Origin of the sequence: Paraburkholderia sp. SEWSISQ10-3 4 (assembly GCF_030464785.1) — a bacterium.
Lineage (GTDB): Bacteria > Pseudomonadota > Gammaproteobacteria > Burkholderiales > Burkholderiaceae > Paraburkholderia > Paraburkholderia aspalathi.
In genome coordinates, this window is sequence record NZ_JALPRI010000017.1 from 1 (window position 1) to 22,115 (window position 22,115).

The following is a 22,115-nucleotide window of genomic DNA, read 5'->3' on the forward strand; positions in this document are numbered from 1 at the left end:
CCCCGCACAGGGGCAACACTAATAGACCACTAACAATGCAAGGAAAGGCCAAAGCGCTAAGAACACGGAAAAAAGCGCCGCGAAGGCAAAAAACCCGCAAAAAAACCCAACCCCCGGAGGGGCATATAATGTCGAACGCCCTCGCCGTCCTCCCAAAAAATGCCCGATCTGCTAGCCAATCTAAACCCCGAACAACACGCCGCCGTCACGCTCCCCAACGAGCCCGCACTCATCCTTGCCGGCGCGGGCAGCGGCAAAACCCGCGTCCTCATCACCCGCATCGCGTGGCTCATCCAGCACGGTCTGGCGTCGCCCGCCACCATCCTGGCGGTGACCTTCACCAATAAGGCCGCCCGCGAAATGATGTCGCGTCTTTCGGCGCTCCTGCCGATCGACACCCGTGGCATGTGGATCGGCACCTTCCACGGCCTCTGTAACCGCATGCTCCGCGCGCATCATCGCGACGCGGGCCTGCCGGCCACCTTCCAGATCCTCGATACCGCGGACCAGCTCTCCGCGATCAAGCGTCTGATGAAGGGCCTCAACATCGACGATGAAAAGTACCCGGCGAAAAATCTCCAGTACTTCATCAACAATTCCAAAGAACAAGGCCTGCGCCCGAAAGACGTCGACGCGACCGACAACTTCAACCGCAAATTCGTCGAGCTCTACGAAGCCTACGACCAGCAATGCCAGCGCGAAGGCGTCGTCGACTTTCCGGAACTGCTGCTCCGCTGCTTCGAACTGCTCGCGCACAATCCGCCGCTGCGCGCCCACTATCAGGCGCGCTTCAGGCACATCCTCGTCGACGAGTTCCAGGACACCAACAAGCTGCAATACGCGTGGCTGAAAATGCTGGCCGGGCAGACCAACTCGATCTTCGCGGTCGGCGACGACGACCAGTCGATCTATGCCTTCCGCGGCGCGAACGTCGGTAACATGCGCGACTTCGAACACGAGTTCAACGTCCGACACATGATCAAGCTGGAGCAGAACTACCGCTCGCATGGCCATATTCTCGATGCGGCCAATCAGCTGATCGCCAATAACTCGCGGCGTCTGGGCAAGAATTTGCGGACCGATGCCGGTCACGGCGAACCGGTGCGCGTCTACGAGTCCGCCACCGATACGCAGGAAGCCGGCTGGATCGTCGAGGAAATCAAGGCGCTGATCAGCACCGGCACCTCGCGCAGCGAAATCGCCATCCTGTATCGCAGCAACGCACAGTCGCGCACGATCGAACACACGCTGGTCAATGCGGGTATCGCGTATCGCGTGTACGGCGGTCTGCGCTTTTTCGAGCGCCAGGAAGTCAAGCACGCGCTCGCCTATCTGCGCCTGATCGACAATCCGAACGACGACACCGCGTTCGCTCGCGTGGTCAATTTCCCCACGCGCGGCATCGGCGCGCGCTCGATCGAACAGCTTGCCGACGCGGCGCGTCTATACAACTGCTCGATGGCTGCGGCGATTCCGTATGTCGCGGGTAAGGCGGGGTCGAGCCTCGCGAGTTTCGCAAACCTGATCGGCAAGATGCGCGCCGAAACGCAACAAATGAGTCTGCCGGAAACCGTCGAATACGTGGTCCGCACGAGCGGTCTCACGGAGTTCTATCAGAACGAACGTGAAGGCCAGGACCGGCTGGAGAACTTGCAGGAACTGGTCAACGCGGCCGCTGCTTTCGTCAGCGAAGAAGGCTACGGCATGGATACGCCCGCGCGCTCGATTCCGCTGCGTCCAGGCGCGACCACGGCGCCTGAGCTGGCCGTCGCCACGGATGATCCGAATACCGTCGTGCTGGACGCGCCCGGCATCGCCGATCCGGCGCAAAACCCGGACACGATGACGCCGCTCGCCGGTTTCCTGTCGCACGCATCGCTGGAAGCAGGCGACAACCAGGCGCAAGCCGGTCAGGAAGCCGTGCAGTTGATGACGGTGCACGCGGCCAAGGGTCTCGAGTTCACGGCGGTGTTCATCACCGGGCTCGAAGAAGGGCTGTTCCCGCATGAAAACAGTGCGATGGAATCGGACGGCCTGGAAGAAGAGCGTCGTCTGATGTACGTGGCGATCACGCGGGCCAAGGAGCGTTTGTATCTGTCGTTCGCGCAGAGCCGGATGCTGCACGGCCAGACGCGCTACAACATCCGCTCGCGCTTCTTCGACGAACTGCCGCAGGAAACGCTCAAGTGGCTCACGCCGAAGGTCGAGGCGGGCGCGCGCTGGGGCGGGCGTTCGGATAACGCCGGTTACGGTCGCGACTGGTTCGCGCGGCCGGGTTACACGGGCGCGGTGTCGTCGACGCCGGCGCCGTTGCCGGCCTTTGCGAACGAACAGCGCGCAGCTGAAACGGGTTTCCGCGTCGGCCAGCAGGTGTTCCACACCAAGTTCGGGGAAGGCACGATCACCGCACTGGAAGGCGGTGGCACGGATGCCAAGGCCCAGGTCAAATTCAAGCGGCACGGCGAGAAGTGGCTGGCGCTTGCGGTCGCTAAATTGCAGGCGGTCGAATGAGCGCGGGCGGCATCGATCCAAACCGCGGCGGTGCGCCGGTTTCGCATCGTCCGCTAGGCATTCTGGCGGCCTTGCCGCAGGAACTCGGCGATCTGATCGAAGCGATGCGCGCCGAATCCGGCGTGCGCACCATCACTCACGGTCAGCGTGACTATCACCTCGGCACCGTGCATGGCGCGCCTTGCGTCGTGACGCTGGCGCGCGTCGGCAAGGTCGCGGCGGCAGCCACGGTCAGCGCCCTGATCCATGCGTTCGATGTCGAAGCGGTCGTGTTCACCGGCGTGGCGGGAGGCGTGGGGACTGAGGTGCGGGTCGGCGACATCGTCGTCGCCAACGTGCTGATGCAGCACGATCTCGACGCGTCGCCCCTGTTTCCACGCTTCGAAGTGCCGTTGCTCGGCGTGTCGCGCTTTGCAGCCGATGCGGTGCTTGCCGATCAACTGGCCGCTGCGTGTGAGCGTTTTGTTGCTGAAGAGGGCGCTGCGTCGGCTGCGCGCTTCGGCACGCGCGAGCCGCGCGTACATCGCGGGTTGATTATCAGCGGCGATCAGTTCGTCGCGAGTGCAACGGGCGTCAAAGCCTTGCGCGATGCGCTGCCGGATGCGCTTGCGGTGGAGATGGAAGGCGCGGCGATCGCACAGGTCTGTTACGAGTACGGTGTGCCGTGCGCGGTAGTGCGGACCATCTCCGACACCGCCGACGATCACGCACCGCAATCGTTCGTGTCGTTTCTCACGGCGATTGCCGGGACGTATTCGAATGCGATTCTGAAGCGGTTTCTGGAGGCGCGTCGGGTGGCGTGACATGTTCGCCGTTGGTACGCGCAGGGCGCTGATCAGCCGGCAGTCACACGAATGAGCGGCGCATGACTGCGTCGCCCTTTCACCGCACGATCAGCCTCGCCGCTCGCTAGTGCTTCGTTGAATCCCCCAGCGCCTCCCGCACCTGCTGCAAAGCCGCCGGATCCTCGATCGTCGGCAGATCACCGGGTTCGCGTCCCTCGGCCAGCGCCGCAATCGCGCGGCGTAGCAGCTTGCCCGAGCGTGTCTTCGGCAGCATCGACACCACCACCACGCGCGCCGGCCGCGCGATCGCGCCGAGTTGGCGGTCCACCGTCGCGGTGAGTTCGGCTTCCAGCTTCGCTCGTGCCTTCTCGCTCGCGTAGGCTTGCGCGTCGCGCAGCACCACGAAGGCCATCGCCGTCTGACCCTTCAGCGCATCCGTCACGCCGACCACCGCCACTTCCGCGACCGCCGCGTGGCTCGACAACGCTTCCTCGATTTCGCGCGTGCCGAGCCGATGGCCGGCCACATTGATCACGTCGTCGGTGCGGCCGAGGATCGTCACGTACCCGTCTTCATCCTGAATGCCCCAGTCGAAGGTCGAGTAGGCCTGCTGATTCGGAATGCTCGACCAGTAGGTGCTGACAAAGCGCTTGTCATCGCCCCATACCGTCGACATACAGCCGGGCGGCAGCGGATAGCCCAGCGTGAGCACGCCTTTTTCGCCGGGCGGGCAGGGCTCGCCCGTCAGTTCGTTACGCAAGGTCAGATTGAAGCCGGCCGACGGCACACCTGGCGAGCCGAGCTTGGTGGGTAGGGCTTCGACGCCGCGCGGAATCGCCAGCATCGGCCAGCCGGTTTCGGTCTGCCAGTAGTTGTCGATCACGGGCTTGCCGAGCGCGTCGGCGATCCATGCGGCGGTCGGCTCGTCGAGCGGCTCGCCGGCGAGGAACAGCGCGCGCAGGCTCGATAGATCGGATTTTTTCAGCAGCGCCGGGTCCTGCTTTTTCAGCACGCGTAACGCAGTCGGCGCAGTGAACATCAGATTGATCTTGTGCTGTTCGACGAGGCGCCACCAGATGCCGCCGTCCGGACGAATCGGCGTGCCTTCGTACATCACGGTAGTCAGGCCCGCGATCAGCGGTGCATAGACGATGTAGCTGTGGCCGACCACCCAGCCCACGTCCGACGCGGTGAACATCGTGTCGCCGGGCTTGCCCTGAAAGATGTGTTCCATCGATGCCGCCAGCGCCACCGCATAGCCGCCGACATCGCGCTGCACGCCCTTCGGCTTGCCGGTGGTGCCAGACGTGTACAGCACATACGAGGGTTCGTTCGATTCAAGCCATTCGCACGGCACGTGGGCGTCGAAAAATTTCTCGCGCAGCGGCTCGTAGGCGACGAGGTAGCTCGCGTTGAGGCGCTCGGGCGCGAGTTGCCGGTCGATCAACAGCACGTGCGGCGTCTTGTGGGTCGCGCGCGCCAGTGCTTCGTCCACCAGCGGCGTGTAGTCGATCACTTTGCCGCCACGCGCGCCGGCGTCGGCGGTGACGATCAGGACAGGTTTCGCATCGTCGATGCGGGCCGCCAGATTGGGGGCCGCGAAGCCGCCGAACACCACCGAGTGAATCGCGCCGAGCCGCGCGCACGCAAGCATCGCGAACAGCGCTTCGGGGATCATCGGCAGATAGAGCAGCACGACGTCGCCGCGCTTCACACCCAGCGAGCGCATCACCGCGGCCATGCGGTTGATTTCCGCGTACAGCTCGGCGTAGGTGTAGCGCCGCTCGATACCGGTTTCCGTCGACACGTACACGAGCGCGTTCTGCTGCGGGCGCTCGGCCATATGCCGGTCCACCGCGTTATGGCACAGGTTCGTGCGGCCGCCGACGAACCAGCGCGCGAACGGCGGATTCGAGCGGTCGAGCACGGTATCGAACGGCGTTTGCCAATGAATCCGCTGCGCCTCGTCACGCCAGAATTCCTCGGGCTGCTCGATCGAACGGCGGTGGAAGTCGCGGTAGGTGGTCATCGGCGGCGATCCTTCTGCTGCGTGAGTGAACGGATGTCGAGTCGTACGGCTCGGGGCGGCTGCCGGGCGCGGCGAGAGGGCAGCAGTGCGTACATCCGCACAAGCATAGAGCAGGCGTTACCTTGCGGACAACGCGGGTTCACCATGAGGGGGCGGCCCAACGGAAAAAGGCGCCGTAGCGCCTTTTTCTTCAAGCAACCAGAAGAGATCCCATCACGCTTTTGCGCGCTTGCCTTCGACATCCGGCAGAAACACCGTCAACAGGCCGATCAGCGGCAGGAACGAGCAGACCTTATACACATAGGTGATGCTGGTGGCGTCGGCCAACTGCCCGAGCACGGCAGCGCCGATCCCGCCCATGCCGAACGCGAGACCGAAGAAGAGGCCCGCGATCATCCCCACCTTGCCGGGGACCAGTTCCTGCGCATAGACGAGGATCGCCGAGAACGCGGAAGCCAGCACGATACCGATGATCACCGTCAGCACGCCGGTCCAGAACAGGTTGGCATACGGCAGCAGCAGCGTGAACGGCGCGACGCCGAGGATCGACACCCAGATCACGTACTTGCGGCCGATCCGGTCGCCGATCGGACCACCGATCACCGTGCCCGCCGCAACTGCCGCGAGGAACACGAACAGGTGGACCTGGGCGGCCTGCACCGGCAGATGGAACTTGTCGATCAGATAGAACGTGAAGTAGCTGTTGATGCTGGCGAGGTAGAAGTACTTCGAAAACACCAGCAGCATCAGTACGCCCATTGCGAACATGACCTGGTTGCGCGACAGGGTTGCGTGACCGGTCTGGCTGCGCGCCTTCTTCACGGCCGGATGCTGCTTGTACCAGCGGCCGATCTGCGTGAGCACGACGATTGCGACCAGCGCCGCCACCGAGAACCACGCGATGCTGCGCTGGCCGTGCGGAATCACGATCAACGCGGCGAGCAGCGGCCCGAGCGACGAACCTGCATTGCCGCCAACCTGGAACAGCGACTGCGCCAGACCGTGGCGGCCGCCCGAGGCCATGCGCGCCACCCGCGACGATTCCGGATGGAACACCGACGAGCCGCAGCCGACCAGCGCCGCCGCGACCAGCAGCACGCCAAAACTCGGCGCGACCGACATCAGCAACAGGCCGGCGAGCGTGAAGCCCATGCCGACGGGCAGCGAATACGGCTTCGGATGCTTGTCGGTATAGCTGCCGACCAGCGGCTGCAGCAGCGACGCGGTGATCTGGTAAGTCAGCGTAATCAGGCCGATCTGCCCGAACGATAGCGAAAAGTTGTCTTTCAGCATCGGGTAGATCGCCAGGATCAACGACTGGATCATGTCGTTGAGCAGGTGCGAAAAGCTGATCGCACCCAGCACGGAATAGACCGTGCGCTGGACCTTGGCAGCCGGCTGCGCGCCAGCGGGGGAGGCTGAAGCGCCGGCGAGGGTGCTTTTATCGAGGCTCGTTTCCATACGCTAGATGAGAGAGGAGAAAGGGTGTGCGGTCATGATTTCAGGCTGCCGGCGCGTCGCGATCTCAGGCGTTCGCATGCCTGTGCGTGACCTGCCGGGTTGCCGCGGCATTTCGACGCGGTGCCGGGCCTTGTCAGCTATTTGTCGAAGTTTAATGTGGCTCGCACGAATTGTAAGGACAAGTTTTGTCGAGAATCGGACACGTATTACGCTTCCCATGCGTCATGGATGTGCCGAAACCCAAACGCGGTGCACTGTGGTGGTGCCTGTGTCAAGTGTGTTGCGCAGGGCGACGTGTGGGCGGCACGTCGTCTGATAAATGCGATTCGTGGATTTTTGGCCATGTATAAAACGGTCGCGGGCGCGAAGCTTACAAGGCGACGCGTCGAGGACCGGGCGCGACAATCGGCATGAGACGAGCGGCGTTAAAGATCGCAGACGTTTGTGCCGTAGACCCGGAGAGATAAGTATTAATGCCGGAACCGACCTTTCCGGCAGTTCGAAACGTGGGGACGAGGAATATGAAAGCAGTTTCGCTGGGTGGCCAGACGGGCGCGGGGTTCGTACCGGAAGGAGAAGCGGCGGGCAAGCCGTCGCCATCGCGTGGCCAGGGCAACCGCTCGCGGGCCGTGCGGCTCAAGGGCTTGTCGGTGAAGGCGACGTTGCGGCTGGCGTTTGCCGTGCTGCTGATCGGCACACTCGCGATCGGCGTGTTTTCGCTGACCCAGATCAGCCGCCTGAATGCTTCCGCACAATCGATCTACGACCAGGGCCACGTCGCGAGCCGCGCCGCCGAAGAGGCGCGTGGCCACATGCTGCGCGCAAGCCGCGCGCAAAAGATGCTGCTGACCGCGACCACCGCCAAGGAACGCGACGAACTCGGCGCCGACATCGACAAGGGCTTGAGCGGCCTCGCCAAGGAGCTCGGCACGCTGCAACAGTACGTCGATACATCCGACGCCAAGGCCGTCGACCAGCAGAAAAAATTCGCCGCAGCCGTCGCGGTATGGAGTGGCCACTTGCGCGACTTCGTGACCCTCGTAAAAGCGCAACCGCTCGATCTTTCGCAGATGAACTGGCAGGTCGGCACCCAGGACGTTTCCTTACTGGTCGAGACCGGCAAGCTCGAAAAACTGGTCGACGAACTCGTAGCCCAGCGCGGCACAGCCGCCAAGGCGACCATCGAAGCATCGGGATTTATCTTCCACTCATCGTTCGTGATGCTCGCGGCGATGACAGTCGCGCTGATCGTACTGGCGTTCGGCATTAGCGAGTGGGTAATCCGACGCCTCGCCGGCCAACTCGGCGGCGAGCCGGCATACGCAAAGGAAATCGCGAGCCGGATTGCCGCGGGCGACCTATCGAACCAGATCGCATTGGGCCGCAAGGACAAGTCGAGCATGCTCTACGCGCTACACGACATGCAAAGCGGCCTCGCGACGACGGTGTCCGACATCGCATCCAGCGCGGACGCGATCGCAACCGCATCGGGCGAAATCTCGATGGGCAACCTCGACCTGTCACAGCGCACCGAACAACAGGCAATGGCGCTCGAGCGAACCGCGAGCAGCATGGAACAGTTGACGTCGACGGTTCGTCAGAACGCCGACAACGCCAAGCAGGCGAGCACGCTAGCCAACAACGCCTCGGAGATTGCGGAGAAGGGTGGCGACGTAGTAAGCCGCGTGGTGGCGACGATGAACGAGATCAACGACAGCGCGCGAAGCATTGGCGACATCATCGGCGTGATCGAGGGGATTGCATTCCAGACCAACATTCTGGCGTTGAACGCCGCGGTGGAAGCCGCACGAGCGGGCGAAGAAGGCCGAGGATTTTCAGTCGTCGCCGCCGAAGTGCGCAACCTTGCTCAACGCAGCGCGGCAGCCGCCAAGGAGATCAAGGGTTTGATCAGCACATCGGTGGAGCGAGTGAGCAACGGCTCGACGTTGGCGCAGGATGCCGGACAAACGATGGACGAAGTGGTGAAGGCGGTGAAGCGCGTAACCGACATCATGGGCGAGATTTCGGCGGCATCATCGGAACAGAGCGCGGGAATTGAAGAGATCAATCTTGCGGTAACACAGATGGATTCCGGCACACAACAAAACGCGGCACTAGTAGAACAAGCCACGGCAGCCGCCCGATCCCTGGACGACCAGGCCCGCGGCCTGAAGCAGATGGTTGGAAAGTTCAGGCTATAGAGCAGCGCAGCACCGCAACAGAAGAAACGATATTGAGGTACCGCCTCGGCGCGCGCCGCGCCGCCGAGGCGAAGCCGATGGTTCCCGCTGCGCAAAAGCGAAGCCCGTGGTTTCCCATGCAGACCCGTCCGCGACGCACGCAGTGCGGAGTGGGAGCTGATGAGTCCTTTGTCACTAACGCTGAATGTGAGAGAACACGGATTCCAGTCGCACCACTACCCGCAGCAGACCACGGTGCCCGCTTAGCATTAGCGGTTTGAGCCGCTTTCTTTGCTTATCTTTCTTTGCGGCGGCAAAGAAAGTAAGTGCCGCCCCGCACAGGGGCAACACTAATAGACCACTAACAAATCAAGGAAAGGCCAAAGCCCTAAGAACACAGACAACAAGCGCCGCGAAGGCAAAAAAACCTTAGCTTGGCTTAACAACAACAGTACAAGTAATCCCCGCAGCAAGCACAACCCCATCAGGCACAGAATCAATCCTCACCCGCACAGGCACACGCTGTGCAAGCCGAACCCAATTAAAAGTCGGATTAACATCAGCGAGCAGCTCACGGCTTTCCGGATTATCCCGATCATAGATCCCACGAGAGATGCTCTCGACATGCCCCTGCAGGGTCCCCCCACTCATCAACCGAACTTCAGCCTTATCCCCAACACGCACATGAGGCAACTTAGTCTCTTCGAAGTAGCCATAAACCCAAAAAGAATGACTATCAACAATAGCCAACTTAGCTGACCCAGCAGTAGCATAATCCCCACGAAACACATTCAGGTTAGTGACATAACCGTCCACCGGCGCAACAACCCGAGTGCGTTCAAGATTCAGCTTAGCCGCATCAAGCGCAGCCAAAGCCTGCTGATAAGAAGCCTCAGCAGCCGAAGCAGTATGAGTCGCATTCTCGCGACTCTCTTTGGAGACAACCAAAGCATCCATATCAGCCCGCCGCTGCGCATCATCCCGCCTCATCTGCAACTCAGCTTTACGCGCAGCAACAGCAGCCTCAGCCTGCTCAACAGCAATCTGATAATGCGAAGGATCGACCTGCATCAACAGATCCCCCTTCTTAACCAGTTGATTGTCTTTAACAGGCAAATCCACAACAGCGCCAGAAACATCGGGCGCCACATTCACAATTTCAGCGCGCACGCGCCCATCACGTGTCCATGGCTCATCCATGTAATGAACCCACAACACGCGCCCAATCAAAACCGCGACGATAAAAATAACGGCTGTCGCGACGAAGCCCACAACATTTCGGATGGTCATGTTTCGACTCTGATCAACGATAAACGGCGAGACCCAGCACGCCGCACACACACACGAGCAAGCTGGCCCGGAACAAGGACGGATGCCACACCACGCGATACAGGCCCGTATAGGCGATCACGCGGTCCAGCACCCAGGTAAGCGCGGCGCCCGCGACAAACAGCAGCACAATGGCCGGCACGTAGGCGTCGAAAACGGCGATATCACGTGGCATGACGAACTCCTTCTGACGCGTCGGCACGTCCGCTCATCAGCGGTTCAAGCGGCGATTGCGGATCGAGCAGCGCGGTACGAATGAAATGCAGTTGACTCAGAATGCGTTGCAGCCGATGCCGATCCTCACGCGGCGGCGTGAAGGTGGCGAGCATCAGTTGGACTGCGGCAATCGCATCGGTGGTGGCGGCGAGCGCGCGGTCGAAGCGGTCCGCACGCGGTCGCTCGAACAGCGCGGTCACCGCATCGCGCATCGCACGCAATGTGACGCGCCACGGCATCGACTTCGCGTAGCGCGCGTCGCGGGGCAGCGCCGCCACTTCGCCGCGCAGGTCGATCATCGCGTTGCCCACTTCGAGCACCGCGAAGAGCCAGCGCAAGGTGTCGCGTTTGACCTCGGGTTCGTTCTGCGCGAGCGCGTTGATCTGGGACATCAGATCGCGTGCGCCGCTCTCGAAGCGTGAACGCACCCGGCGCATGCCCACGCGGCTCGCCAGCGCCACCTGACGGCGCAAGTCGATCAAGAGGCGGTTGCGCAGCCAGGGCGTCGAGGGCGGCAGCAGCACGGCAAAGGCCACCGCACACACCAGCATCGACAGCACCAGCGCAATCGCATCGTTAATGGTGCCGCTCGGGTCGTAGTGAATCAGGTTGTCCGGGCCGGCCAGGAAACAGAAGAAGATGCAGTAGCCGACGCCGTAGCCGGCCAGCGCGGGCCGCGTCGTCATGAACACGCCGAGCAGCAGGAACGGCGTGAGCGCGGCACACAGCAGCGGAAAGCCGTCGATGTGCGGATACACGCCGTACACCGCGATCATCCCCATCACTGAGGCGACCAGCGTGCCGGCGGCCATCTGGAACGCCGTGCGCTTCGGATCCGGCGACGCTGACGCCAGCGCGCAGACCGCCGCGGCGTCCAGCGTCAAGGTCGAGCCGCTCGGCCACGCGGTCGCGATCCAGAACGCGCCGAGCACCACCATGACGATGGCCGCGCGCAAGCCGGCGACGCCCGCGGCAATTCCATTCGTCTTGGGTTCGTAACGCTCGATCCAGCGCTCGCGCTCGTGTATGTCGACGGCAAGCGATGCATAGGTGGCCGCGTACGCGTGCAGATCGTCGATGAAGCGATACAGCAGTTCGGCGCCGGTGTCGAAGTCGAGCAGCGGTGCGTCCGGCTGCGTTTCCAGTGCTGCGCGTGTCTCGCGCACCCGCTTGGGCAGCTCTGCTTTGTACGCGTCGAGCTGCGCGGCGGCGTGGGCGGCATCCGTGGCGCTCAATACCGGTTCGCCGGATTTCGCGAGCAACGGGGCGATTTCCTTGAAGTACGGTTCGAGCGCGTCGACCGCGACCATCGCGCCGCTAGTCTGCGAGTCGCGCAGCCGGTTCATCAACTGATGCAGTGCGTGAAAGCGCGTCGAGGCGGTCATGAACTCGCTGTTCAGACGCGCGAGACGCCCGCCGCGCATTCGTGAATCGGGACCTTCGAACACGGCGACACTGCGCGCGGCTTCAAAACCGACGATGTCGGCGACAAATCTCGCATTGGTCGCTTCGATCTGCGCGCGATCGTTGCGGCCGGCCAACGAGGCCGACACATACTCGACGAACGCCGAGAAACGCGCACGCACGGTGCTGCGCATCTGCAAGCCGGCGAACTGCGGAAACACGAGGCCGCTGACGGCGCCCGCGCAGATGATGCCGACTACCACTTCAGCCACCCGCGTGAGCGCGCTGAGGAACGCGCCATCCGGATGCTGTGAAGCAGGAATGCCGATCAGTGCGGCGGTGTAGCCGGCCAGCACGAAACCGTACGACTTGAAGTTGCGATTACGCGCAGCGCCTGCAGTGCAGATGCCGACCCAGATCGCGGTGGTGACGATGAACAGTTCCGGCTGCTGCGCGAACAGGCCGATCAACGCGAGCATCACGACGAGGCCGACCAGCGTGCCGCAGATCCGGTAAAAGCTCTTGGCGAACACCATCCCGCTTTGCGGCTGCATCACGATGAACACGGTGGTCATCGCGGTGCGCGGCTGCGGCAGGTCGAGTTTCATCGCGATGCCGAGCGCGAGGAAGCAGGCGGCGAGCGCTTTGAACAGATAGACCCACGTGAGACCGTCGGTGCGGGCCCAGTCGGCGGCGGCTGAGTAGAGCGCGGCGAACGACGACGGGCGTGAGGGAGAAGGGGTGGCTGACATGGTCGGCTTCTTCACTCAGCCGCGCCGGCGTTGACGCTGGCGGAAGCGTGGTTCGTACTTGCCGCGGCATTATCCGCATGGCCGGCGGAGCCGGTTTGCGCCGGCGCGGCCGACGGTTTGGCCGCGGTGTTCGAACTGGCTGGCGCGGCGTTGCCCTTACCCTTTCCATGCGCCGGCAGCGTCTCGTTCGCCTGCGGACCATTGGCCGGTTCGTCGAGTCCGCCACCCAACGCCGTGACCAGCGACGCATGCGCGCCCAGCCGCTCGGCCTGAATCTTCGCGACGCCTTCCTGCGCGTGCAGCAACTGGCTTTGCGCGATCAGTACGTTCAGATAGTCGGTCAAGCCGCGCCGATAGCCTTCGCGGGCGAGGTCGTAGTTCTTACGCGCCGCTGCGACCGAACGGTCTGCGTCTTGCGCCTGGGTCGCGAGCGAACGGATCCGGATCACCTGATCGGAGATGTCCTTCAGCGCGCCGACGATCGACTGGTTATAGCGATCGACCGCCTCGTCGTACCCAGCCGACGCCGCGCCGAGCTGCGAGCGCAGACGGCCGCCGTCGAAGATCGGCAACGACAGTGCCGGACCCGCGCTCCAGCTATGCGACGGGTCCTTCAGGAACTGGAACAGCGGGCCCATTGCGGCATAGCCGCCGATCGACGCCAGCAGGTTGATGTCCGGATAGAAGCTGGCCTTGGCGACGTCGATGCCGCGCGCTTGCGCCGCGACCGTCCAGCGCGCCGCAACCACGTCGGGCCGGTGGCCGATCAGATCCGCGGGCAGTGCGCTCGGCAGAGCGGCGGGCGAATTGTCGAGCGAGAGCGTCGGACGCTGGATCGCATCGCCCGCGCCCGGCCCCTTGCCGGCCAGCGCGGCCAATTGATTGCGGCCGAGCGCGATCTTTTCCTCGATCTCATCGATCTGGCGTTCGTATTCCGGCATCGGCGTTTCGGCCTGGCTCACTTCGAGCTGGGTGCCGATGCCGCCTTTCAGACGCCGGTTCGCCAGGTCGACGATCTGCTGCTGTTGCTGCAGCGTGGACTTGGCGATATCGAGCAGCGCGTAGTTCAGCGACAGCTCGATGTACGTGCGCACCACGTTGCCTTCCAGTTCGAGCTGGGCGGCGCGGAAGTCCGCCGCGCTTGCATGGGCTGCGTCGAGCGCGCTCTCGGCGGCGTTCTTGTCCTTGCCCCAGAGATCGAGGTTGTATGAGAGACCCAGCGTGCCGGTGTTGTTCCATGACTGCTGGCCTGCGAGCGGGCCCGGGCCGTAGTAGAGGTTGTCGGCCCATTTCTGACGCTGGATCGACAGGCTGCCGTTCACTTGCGGCGATAACGCCGAACGGGCGACACCCGCCATCGACATGGCCTCGCGCACGCGCGCCTGGGCGACAGCGAGACTCGGGTTGCTCGTCTGCGCGGCTTCGATCCACTCATTGAGCTGCGGGTCGTTATAGGCGCGCCACCAGTCAGCGGCAGGCCATTGGGCGTCCGCGTTGGCGGCCCGGATGGCGTTGCCCACGTCGAGCGAGGAGGGCTCCATTCCGCGATCCTGCGGCGCGATGCCTCCGGTACTGGCACAGCCGGCGATTGTTAATAGGATCGTAAGAACCGCGGCTGCGGCGACCCCTTTCTGTACCGGAGACTGCACGATTTCCTCCAAAATTGGCTATAGAAGCATGTGCGTCATTATATTTTTTGATTGATTGGGGAATAACCGGTAAAGATGCAAGGCATTTTTACGCGATATGAGATAATCGCCTTTGCGAATCGTGTAACAATCGCAGCGGATTACTAGGGAAAAGTATGGATACGCTTCAAAACATGCGCGTATTTGTCCGCGTCGTCGAAGCGGGCAGTTTCACGGGTGCCGCGCAACACCTCAACACGACCACGGCGTACGCGTCGCGCGCGGTTTCCGACCTGGAAGCGCACCTGCGCACGCGGCTGTTGAACCGCACCACGCGCCGTATCGCGCTGACCGAGGCGGGTGAGCGCTATCTGCAGCGCTGCGAGCAGATCCTCGCGTACGTGGACCAGGCGGAAGCGGAGGCCGGCGACGCCCACGCGCGCCCGTCCGGCAAGCTCAAGGTCCACGCGATGACAAGCTTCGGCCAGCACTACGTGGTGCCGGCGGTGGGCCGCTATCAGCAACGCTACCCGGATGTGAGCATCGAGCTGACGCTCGCGCAGCGCATGCCTGATCTTCTCGACGAAGGTTTTGACGTGTCGCTGACATTGGCAATCGGTCTGCCGGATTCGGGGCTCGTGTCGCAGCGACTGTGCAGCGCGTTCAGCATCGCGTGCGCGTCGCCGGCTTATCTGGAGCGGCACGGCGTGCCCGAAAAACCCTCAGACCTTGCGCGCCACACTTGTCTGCAAATGGTGACGCCGATATTCCCGACCGACAAATGGATCTTCGACGGCCCGAACGGTGAAGAAACCATCAACCTCGGCCCGACCACTTTTCAGGTGAATGTCGCCGAAGCGATGGCGGTCGCGGTGAGCAGCGGCATGGGGGTTGGACTGATTCCGATCTACTCGGCGATTAGCGGTCTGCGCAGCGGTGACCTCGTCTGGCTGTTGCCGGAATACACGTCGCAGGAAATGAATCTGTATGCGCTGTATCCGTCACGGCAGTATCTGGACGCGAAAATTCGCACCTGGGTCGAATTTTTGCGCGACGAACTGCCCGCCACGCTGGCCGTCGACCAGGAAGAGTTGCGCCAGTTCGCGCGCAGCTGAAGCGGCGCTACGCGAGCGGTTGACCATTGTTGACGGTTCCAGGCGGCGGTGGCGTGACAGACTGTTACATAAGTGCCGCGTCGCAACATTTCCTTACTTCTGCGCCGGGGTCGATTTGCTAACGTGTGGTTCATGCGCTGCCGGCATCCTGCCGGACGCGTTCAATTAGCCGCTGTTCGGCAAATCGCAAGATCCGCAACAATCGAAGGAAGAGGGATTCATGGATACGCATCTGATGATCGGCGTGGCCGTCATGCTGGGACTGATCGGAATCGCCGCATCGCGCGATCTGCTGCGCCGCCTGCGTGACCAGCAGCCGCAACTGGTGCCGATCAAGGTCGAGCGCCCCGATTTGCAAGGACAGCAGCGCGATCGTTGAAGCTGGCCAGTGCGCCAGGTTGCTGGGCGCGCGGCAATTGAGCTTGCTTTTGTACCTTTTCGGTGTGCCTTGCGCGTGCGTTGCCGCGCCGTTGCGGTCCGGCCGCAGACTAGTTTCGATCCGCGCTCCGCACGTTCAGTGCAGCGCTTCAATCAGGCCCGGCTCGTCATTGAGCGTGCGGTCTACCTCCGCGCTCACCCGGTGCCAGCGGAACCGGGCAGCGGGCAGGCAGGCGCTGCGAGCGAGCTGTTCGAGTTCGTCGAATTGCAGGGCCGGATCCAGCCATCTGCGCGCCGCCTCCGGTGCGAACACCAGCGGGCGGCGGCCGTGTACGTCGATCAGACCCTTGTCGGCGGTGGCCGTCACGATCACCAGTCCCATGCCTTCCGTTTGCAGTTCCGTGCCGCGTACGCTCGATAGCGCCGCGAGGTACATCGGCGCGTCGCTTTTCAGGTGCACGAAGTAGGGTTGGCGGACCGTCGCGTCGGCTTCCGCCGCGTCATCCCCGTGCGGTGTTCCGGGCGCCGCTTCCATGCGCCATTCGAACCAGCCGTCCGCCGGCACCAATACTCGCCCGGTTTTCCACAGATCTTTGAAGTAGCGCGTATGCGGCGCGGTTTCGGCGCGCGCGTTGATGGTCTGCGGCAGATGCTGCTCGCGAGCCCAATCCGGGCAATAACCCCAATGGATCGCGTGCAGCGTCTGGTCCGGGTAGATCGCGAGCGGGTGAGTGCCCGGCGCGAGGTTGTAGCCGGGGCGGCGGTCGGCGTCGTCGAATAGCATGAGCGGATCGGCGAGGCCGAGCTGCCGTGCGTACAGATGCGGATCGCGGTACTGGCTGATTCGACCACACATGAGCGACCTCCGGAGATGACCGGGCTGGCGGGTTTGGCCGAGTCGAAGACCCGAATCCCACGACAACAACAGCGTAGTGCGTGGCGCCTGGCCGCGCTACCCAGATCGGCCCCAAGCCGACGCTATATCTCGACGACTTTGTCCCACGCGAATTGAGGATTTTCCCACTGGCGGGTGCGCCGGTCGAAATAGCCGCGCGGATTGCAGACCACGCGCGTGCCGTTCACCGTGTAATCGAACGGCGTATGCGTATGTCCGTGAATCCACAGGGTAACGGGCGAGCGCACCAGTTCCGGCAAATGATTGACGAAACCGGCCGAGACGCGGTCCTCCGCGTAGCGCTCGGCCAGACTCTGCCGATGCGGCGCGTGATGGGTGACGACGATCGTCTTGCCCTCGAACGGCTTCGCCAGCTCGCTTTCGAGCCAGGCGCGCGCCCGCCGGTGCAGCGCAAGGGAATCGTCTGGGGTGAAGTCGCGCGGCGAATCCTGCGTGTCGTGCGGCCAGTTCATCTGGATCAGGCCGCGGAAGTCGAGCATCACCCGGCGCGATGCATCGATGGACTCGGCGAGCGTGTCCGGATCCGCGCCGTATAACGCGAAGTCGGTCCATAAGGTGGTGCCGAGCACGCGCCAGCGGCCTTGCGGGTCGACCAGTGCGGCATTGTTCAGCACGTGCACGTTGTCGACCTGGGCCGCTGCGTCGTACAGCGCCGTGTCGAGCGCGCTGAATTCGCCGTCGTAGTACTCGTGATTGCCGGGCACATAGACCACCGGCACGGCGCCGTCGAAAGTCTGCGCGGCCCAGCGCGGACCCGCCGCGTGATTGTGGATGTCGCCGGCCAGCACGATCAGATCCGCTTCGGCGTGCGGGACCAGTTCGGGCTCGTCGTTTTCCAGATGCAGATCGGACAACACTCGAATCTTCACGACAGCGACTCCTGCAATTAGCCTCGCACCAGACGGCGAAGGCTTCAAACCCTAGCGTAGCACCTTGCCCGGATTCATCAGGTTCAGCGGATCCAGCGCGCGTTTGACGGCGCGCATCAATTGCACCTCGACGTCCTGCTTGTAATGCATCGCCTCGTCGATCTTCAACTGGCCGAGGCCGTGTTCCGCACTGATGCTGCCGCGATGCCGGTGCACACTGTCGTACACGATCTGGTTGATCGGGCTTTGCCAGGTGTTAAGGAATGCCTTTGCGTCGACGCCCTCAGGCGCCTGCACGTTGTAGTGCAGATTGCCGTCGCCAAGATGCCCGAACGTGACCATGCGTACGCCCGGCACGGCTTGCGCGATTGCCGCGTCGGTTTCCTTGATGAAGTGGCCGATGCGCGAAATCGGTACCGCGATATCGTGCTTGATGTTCAGGCCTTCCTCAGCTTGCGCGAGCGGGATATGTTCGCGCAGATTCCAGAATGCCCGCGACTGCGCGAGGTTTTCCGCGACTACCGCGTCTTCGACCAGACCGTCTTCGAGCGCGGTTTCCATCAGTCGCTCGAATAGTCCGCGTGCGTGTTCCTCGCTCTCGCTGTCCGACAGCTCCAACAGCACGACTTGCGCATGCGATTCGGCGAACGGATAGCGCATCTGCTCGAAGTGCCGGCCCACTAGCCGCAGACAGAAATCCGACATCAGTTCGAAGCCGGTCAGCAGCGGCCCGGCGACGCGTTGCGTGAGCGAGAGGAAATCGAGCGCCGCATGCGGCGACGCGAGCGCGGCGAGCGCCGTGACGCGCGCGGCCGGCTGCGGATGCAGCTTGAGCACGGCGGCGGTGATGATGCCGAGCGTGCCTTCCGCGCCGATGAACAGATCGCGCAGGTCGTAACCGGTGTTGTCCTTGCGCAGTCCTCGCAGGCCGTCCCACAGTTCGCCTTGCGCGGTGACCACTTCGAGGCCCAGGCACAGCTCGCGCGTGTTGCCGTAGCGCAGTACGCCGGTGCCGCCCGCGTTGGTGGCGAGATTGCCGCCGATCGTGCAACTGCCTTCTGCGGCGAGGCTCAGGGGAAACAGGCGGCCGGCTTCTTCGGCGTGCTTCTGTACTTCGGCAAGGATGACGCCCGCTTCGACGGTGATCGTGTTGTTGTACGGATCGATGTCGCGCACGCGATTCAGACGCCGCAGACTGATCACCGCCTGCGCGCCGCTTGCGTCCGGCGTGGCGCCGCCGGCCAGACCGGTGTTGCCGCCTTGCGGCACCAGCGCGATGCGATGTTCGACGGCAAGTTTGACGAGCGCCGCGACTTCGTCAGGCGTGGCCGGGCAGAGCACCGTACAGGCTGCGCCGGTGTAGCGGCGGCGCCAGTCGGTGAGGTAGGGGGCGGTGTCGTGCGGATCGGTCAGCACCTGGGCGGCGCCGATGACGTCGCGGCAAGCAGTGAGGAAAGCGGCTTGGGTCATGTTGGTCGGTCAGTATGTTCGGCGGCGGATAGATTACGCGGGAGATGAGGCGAAAAGGGACGTAAAAAGCGACGCGAAAAGCGCTGTTCTCATCGTGTGCTTCCCTCGGCCTGGCCGCTGTTCTGCTGTGCGTTTTCTTGTGCGGCCTGCTTTGCCGCCAGCTTCGCTGCCCGTTTTGCCGCGCGCTTGAACGGCGCGACATAGGCGAGCGTGCAGACGAAGAAAACCACGGAGAGCGCGGTTTCGAGCCAGCCGAGGCGGGCGCTCAGGCCCCGGTCGCTCCAGCCGCGCACGATGCCCTCGGCAAAATACAGCAGGATCAGCATGGACGCCCATTGCAGCGTGTAAAGCCGGTGCCGCCACACGCCGGGCAGGGCGAGCAGCAGTGGCACGGCTTTGAGCACCAGCGCCGAGCCGCCCGGGCGCAGCGGCGCGAGCCACCATTCCCACGCGACTGACAAAACGATCAGCGCGAGCAAGGCGGCGGTGGCGCCGAAAGCGGCGGCGCGTTTTTGCTGCACCGGCAGGGCGGCTGTATTCACGGCCGCTCGCTCATGGAGGCCGCCGTGCGGGCAACGCGGGCGCCGAGGGCAATCGCGAGCGTTTTTTCGTCGCCGGAGATGCCCTGTTCGGCTGTGCCCGCGCGTGCAAAGTGCGACGCGCCGTAGGGCGTGCCGCCGGTTTGCGTAGTGGAGAGCGCGCTCTCGGTGTACGGAATGCCGACGATCAGCATGCCGTGGTGCAGAAGCGGCAGCATCATGGACAGCAGCGTGGACTCCTGGCCGCCGTGCAAGCTGCCGGTGGACGTAAACACGCAGGCCGGTTTGCCGGACAGCGCGCCCGACAGCCACTGCGGCGTGGTGCCGTCGAGAAAATATTTCAGCGACGCCGCCATGTTGCCGAAGCGGGTGGGCGAGCCGAGCGCGAGACCGGCGCATTCTTCGAGGTCGCGCAGTTCGACGTAGGGTGGCCCTTCAGCGGGAATGTCCGGCTGGGTTGCTTCGCAGACGGTGGAAACCGCCGGCACGGTGCGCACACGCGCCTGCATGCCGGGGATGCTGTCGACGCCGTGCGCGATCGCCAGCGCAAGCTCGCGCGTGGCGCCGTGACGGCTGTAATAGAGCACGAGAATGTCTTTCATAGGCCTCATCGGTGAACGGGTATTATAGGGGCTGGGTCCGCTGCACAGGCCATCCATAGCCATTCGGCCAGGCCTCGGGCACGGTCCTGAAACACCGTTTTATGAAGCAAGGAGGTGGGTTTGTTGTCCAGGGTGCGTTTCGATCTCGACACGCTCAAACGGCTCGCGCAGTTTGCGGCGAAGCGCAGTAGCGAAGACCGCATTCCGCAGGTGGCCGGCAGCCTCACGTTCACCACCATGCTCTCGCTAGTGCCGCTCGCCACGGTCGCGTTTGCGCTGTTCACGGCGTTTCCGATTTTCAGCTCGTTTCAGATGTCGCTGCAGATTTTCCTCGCCGACCATCTGATGCCTGCGCAGCTCAACAGTCAGATTTTCGATTATCTGAATCAGTTCGCGTCGAAGGCCAAGGGCCTTACGACCATCGGCATGATTTTTCTGTTCGTCACCGCCGTGATGACGATGATGACCGTGGAATCCGCGTTCAACGTGATCTGGCGGGTGCGTAAAGCGCGCCCGATCGCGCAGCGCATCCTGGTCTACTGGGCGATCATTACGCTCGGCCCGATTCTGATTGGCGTGAGCCTGTCGATTTCTTCCTATCTGTTCACCCGGTCCATGGCGGTCACGGCCGTCCAGCATATTCCGTCGGTGATCGACTGGGCGCTGACCGGCGCCGCGCTGCCGTTGACGGCACTCGCCTTCACGATGCTTTACGTATTTCTGCCGAACTGCCGGGTGGAGTGGCGCGACGCGGTGATCGGCGGGATTACTGCCGCGATCGCCTTCGAACTCGCCAAGCGCGGCTTTGGCTACTACGTGCGCCGAATTCCCACCTACACCGCGGTGTACGGTGCGTTTGCCGCTGTGCCGCTATTCCTGCTGTGGATGTACCTGTGCTGGTTCATTGCGCTGGCCGGCGCGATGATCGCGTCGGCGTTGCCGGCGATCCGCATAGGCCAGTTTCACCGGCCGACTTTCGAGGGCAGCGATCTGTTCGATTCGCTTGAACTCCTCGCGCGGCTCTCGGAAGCGCGCGATGCCGGTAAGCGCGGCTACACGATGCCGGAGATCTCGCGAATGCTTCGCCGCGACATGGATACCACGGTCAGGCTGCTGCTAAAACTCGAGGAGATCGAGTGGATCGCGCGCTTGCAGGACGACGACACGCGTCCGCACTTCCTGCTGCTGGCGAATCCCGCGCAGATCACCGTCGAGCGTCTGTTCGACCTGTTCGTGATCGATCGGGCGGAACTCGAATATCAGCTTGAACTGAACTCTACGCGCGTGGATGGCCAGACACTTCTTGCGGCGTTGGAAAACGACAAGCTGAAAGTGACGCTCGCAGTACTGCTGGCGGCGCGTGCTGCCGCGCGGGCAGCGCGTGCGCAGGAAAGTGAGCAGGGTACTTCTTCAATGCCGCATCAGGCTGCATGAGCAGGCCGCCTGAAGCGGCGGCAATCCTACAGCGAAATCTTCCCCACGCAGATGTCCTTGAACATCACCCAATCGCCCATCAGGCTATAAAACGGATGCCGGAAGGTAGCCGGCCGGTTCTTCTCGAAGAAGAAATGCCCGACCCAGGCAAAGCCATAGCCGCAGATCACGGCAGCCGGCAGCCATAGCCAGTCACCAGTGGCGAGCGCCATGGCGAGGCACCCGATCACGCCGAGCGACCCCACGAAATGCAGCCGCCGCGATACCGTGTTGCGATGCTCGCTCAGGTAGTACGGGTAGAACTCCGCGAAACTCGCGAAGTGATCGGTGTGCGCGGTTTGAGCCATCACGGCCTCCGAAGGTCGACGCTACTCGATTCCGTGCCCGTCGCTCCCAGGTTGCTTCGCCGCGCGCGGGCATGCTCGGAACGCGCTCGAAATAGGACAGGCTTGGCCCATTGTGCGGCTATCGGACTATGCGCGCAACTAGGCCATTCG

At 63.3% G+C, this 22,115-nt stretch carries 18 protein-coding genes; 6 read left to right on the top strand and 12 right to left on the bottom strand.

The genetic code is table 11. The features are described 5' to 3' along the window. Positions 1-159: 159 nt before the first annotated feature. The gene (locus M0D68_RS25820; protein ID WP_054042258.1) at positions 160-2,511 is read left to right on the top strand and encodes a UvrD-helicase domain-containing protein; all 2,352 of its coding nucleotides are present in this window, start codon (positions 160-162) and stop codon (positions 2,509-2,511) included. Further along, a complete protein-coding gene (locus M0D68_RS25825; protein ID WP_200618942.1) occupies positions 2,508-3,314 on the top strand; it encodes a 5'-methylthioadenosine/adenosylhomocysteine nucleosidase in 807 nt (268 codons plus the stop codon). The genes M0D68_RS25820 and M0D68_RS25825 overlap by 4 nt, the downstream gene beginning before the upstream one ends. Before the next feature lie 106 nt (positions 3,315-3,420). Here M0D68_RS25825 and M0D68_RS25830 read toward each other — a convergent pair whose 3' ends face one another. Together M0D68_RS25830 and M0D68_RS25835 are read right to left on the bottom strand one after the other, a co-directional pair. After that, complete coding sequence (locus M0D68_RS25830; protein WP_200618941.1) at positions 3,421-5,325, bottom strand: propionate--CoA ligase; 1,905 nt, start codon at positions 5,323-5,325, stop codon at positions 3,421-3,423. Between the two features lie 213 nt (positions 5,326-5,538). Beyond that, positions 5,539-6,786 carry an MFS transporter gene (locus M0D68_RS25835; protein ID WP_200652438.1) on the bottom strand — a complete coding sequence of 416 codons (1,248 nt, stop codon included), beginning with the start codon at positions 6,784-6,786 and terminating at the stop codon, positions 5,539-5,541. A 521-nt stretch (positions 6,787-7,307) separates the two neighbouring features. On the opposite strand from M0D68_RS25835, the gene M0D68_RS25840 reads away from it, so the two are divergent. After that, the gene (locus M0D68_RS25840; RefSeq protein ID WP_266212932.1) at positions 7,308-8,987 is read left to right on the top strand and encodes a methyl-accepting chemotaxis protein; all 1,680 of its coding nucleotides are present in this window, start codon (positions 7,308-7,310) and stop codon (positions 8,985-8,987) included. 408 nt (positions 8,988-9,395) lie between these two features. Here M0D68_RS25840 and M0D68_RS25845 read toward each other — a convergent pair whose 3' ends face one another. From M0D68_RS25845 to M0D68_RS25860, 4 genes are read right to left on the bottom strand one after another with little or no spacing between them, the layout of a single operon-like run. Further along, positions 9,396-10,256: an HlyD family secretion protein gene (locus M0D68_RS25845; protein ID WP_200618938.1), complete on the bottom strand. Its 861-nt coding sequence runs from the start codon at positions 10,254-10,256 to the stop codon at positions 9,396-9,398. Between the two features lie 13 nt (positions 10,257-10,269). Next, positions 10,270-10,470 (bottom strand): DUF1656 domain-containing protein, encoded by a 201-nt coding sequence (locus M0D68_RS25850; protein ID WP_054042269.1) that lies wholly within the window; start codon positions 10,468-10,470, stop codon positions 10,270-10,272. Next, positions 10,460-12,667 (bottom strand): FUSC family protein, encoded by a 2,208-nt coding sequence (locus M0D68_RS25855; RefSeq protein WP_266225772.1) that lies wholly within the window; start codon positions 12,665-12,667, stop codon positions 10,460-10,462. The genes M0D68_RS25850 and M0D68_RS25855 overlap by 11 nt, the downstream gene beginning before the upstream one ends. A gap of 11 nt (positions 12,668-12,678) precedes the next feature. Beyond that, positions 12,679-14,316, bottom strand: a complete 1,638-nt coding sequence (locus M0D68_RS25860; protein ID WP_244864102.1) for an efflux transporter outer membrane subunit — start codon at positions 14,314-14,316, stop codon at positions 12,679-12,681. A 155-nt stretch (positions 14,317-14,471) separates the two neighbouring features. Between M0D68_RS25860 and M0D68_RS25865 the strand changes: the two genes are divergently transcribed. Further along, on the top strand, positions 14,472-15,410 hold the full coding sequence (locus tag M0D68_RS25865; protein WP_200651061.1) for a LysR family transcriptional regulator: 939 nt from the start codon (positions 14,472-14,474) through the stop codon (positions 15,408-15,410). Positions 15,411-15,630: 220 nt separating this feature from the next. Next, a complete protein-coding gene (locus M0D68_RS25870) occupies positions 15,631-15,789 on the top strand; it encodes a hypothetical protein (RefSeq protein ID WP_175051215.1) in 159 nt (52 codons plus the stop codon). A 135-nt stretch (positions 15,790-15,924) separates the two neighbouring features. Here M0D68_RS25870 and M0D68_RS25875 read toward each other — a convergent pair whose 3' ends face one another. From M0D68_RS25875 to wrbA, 5 genes are all read right to left on the bottom strand, one after another. Next, positions 15,925-16,644 carry an SOS response-associated peptidase gene (locus M0D68_RS25875; RefSeq protein WP_211708382.1) on the bottom strand — a complete coding sequence of 240 codons (720 nt, stop codon included), beginning with the start codon at positions 16,642-16,644 and terminating at the stop codon, positions 15,925-15,927. A 122-nt stretch (positions 16,645-16,766) separates the two neighbouring features. Beyond that, a complete protein-coding gene (locus M0D68_RS25880; RefSeq protein ID WP_211708381.1) occupies positions 16,767-17,573 on the bottom strand; it encodes a metallophosphoesterase in 807 nt (268 codons plus the stop codon). 51 nt (positions 17,574-17,624) lie between these two features. Next, the gene (locus tag M0D68_RS25885; protein ID WP_266225774.1) at positions 17,625-19,043 is read right to left on the bottom strand and encodes an FAD-binding oxidoreductase; all 1,419 of its coding nucleotides are present in this window, start codon (positions 19,041-19,043) and stop codon (positions 17,625-17,627) included. 89 nt (positions 19,044-19,132) lie between these two features. Then, positions 19,133-19,570, bottom strand: coding sequence for a DUF2069 domain-containing protein (locus tag M0D68_RS25890; RefSeq protein WP_234486612.1), 438 nt, complete (start codon positions 19,568-19,570; stop codon positions 19,133-19,135). An 11-nt stretch (positions 19,571-19,581) separates the two neighbouring features. Next, positions 19,582-20,184, bottom strand: coding sequence for an NAD(P)H:quinone oxidoreductase (wrbA, locus tag M0D68_RS25895; protein ID WP_266225776.1), 603 nt, complete (start codon positions 20,182-20,184; stop codon positions 19,582-19,584). Between the two features lie 120 nt (positions 20,185-20,304). On the opposite strand from wrbA, the gene M0D68_RS25900 reads away from it, so the two are divergent. Next, positions 20,305-21,618: a YihY family inner membrane protein gene (locus M0D68_RS25900; RefSeq protein ID WP_175051219.1), complete on the top strand. Its 1,314-nt coding sequence runs from the start codon at positions 20,305-20,307 to the stop codon at positions 21,616-21,618. Between the two features lie 26 nt (positions 21,619-21,644). On the opposite strand, the gene M0D68_RS25905 is transcribed toward M0D68_RS25900, so the two are convergent. Further along, on the bottom strand, positions 21,645-21,965 hold the full coding sequence (locus M0D68_RS25905; protein WP_093643326.1) for an Mpo1-like protein: 321 nt from the start codon (positions 21,963-21,965) through the stop codon (positions 21,645-21,647). Between the last annotated feature and the right edge of the window lie 150 nt (positions 21,966-22,115).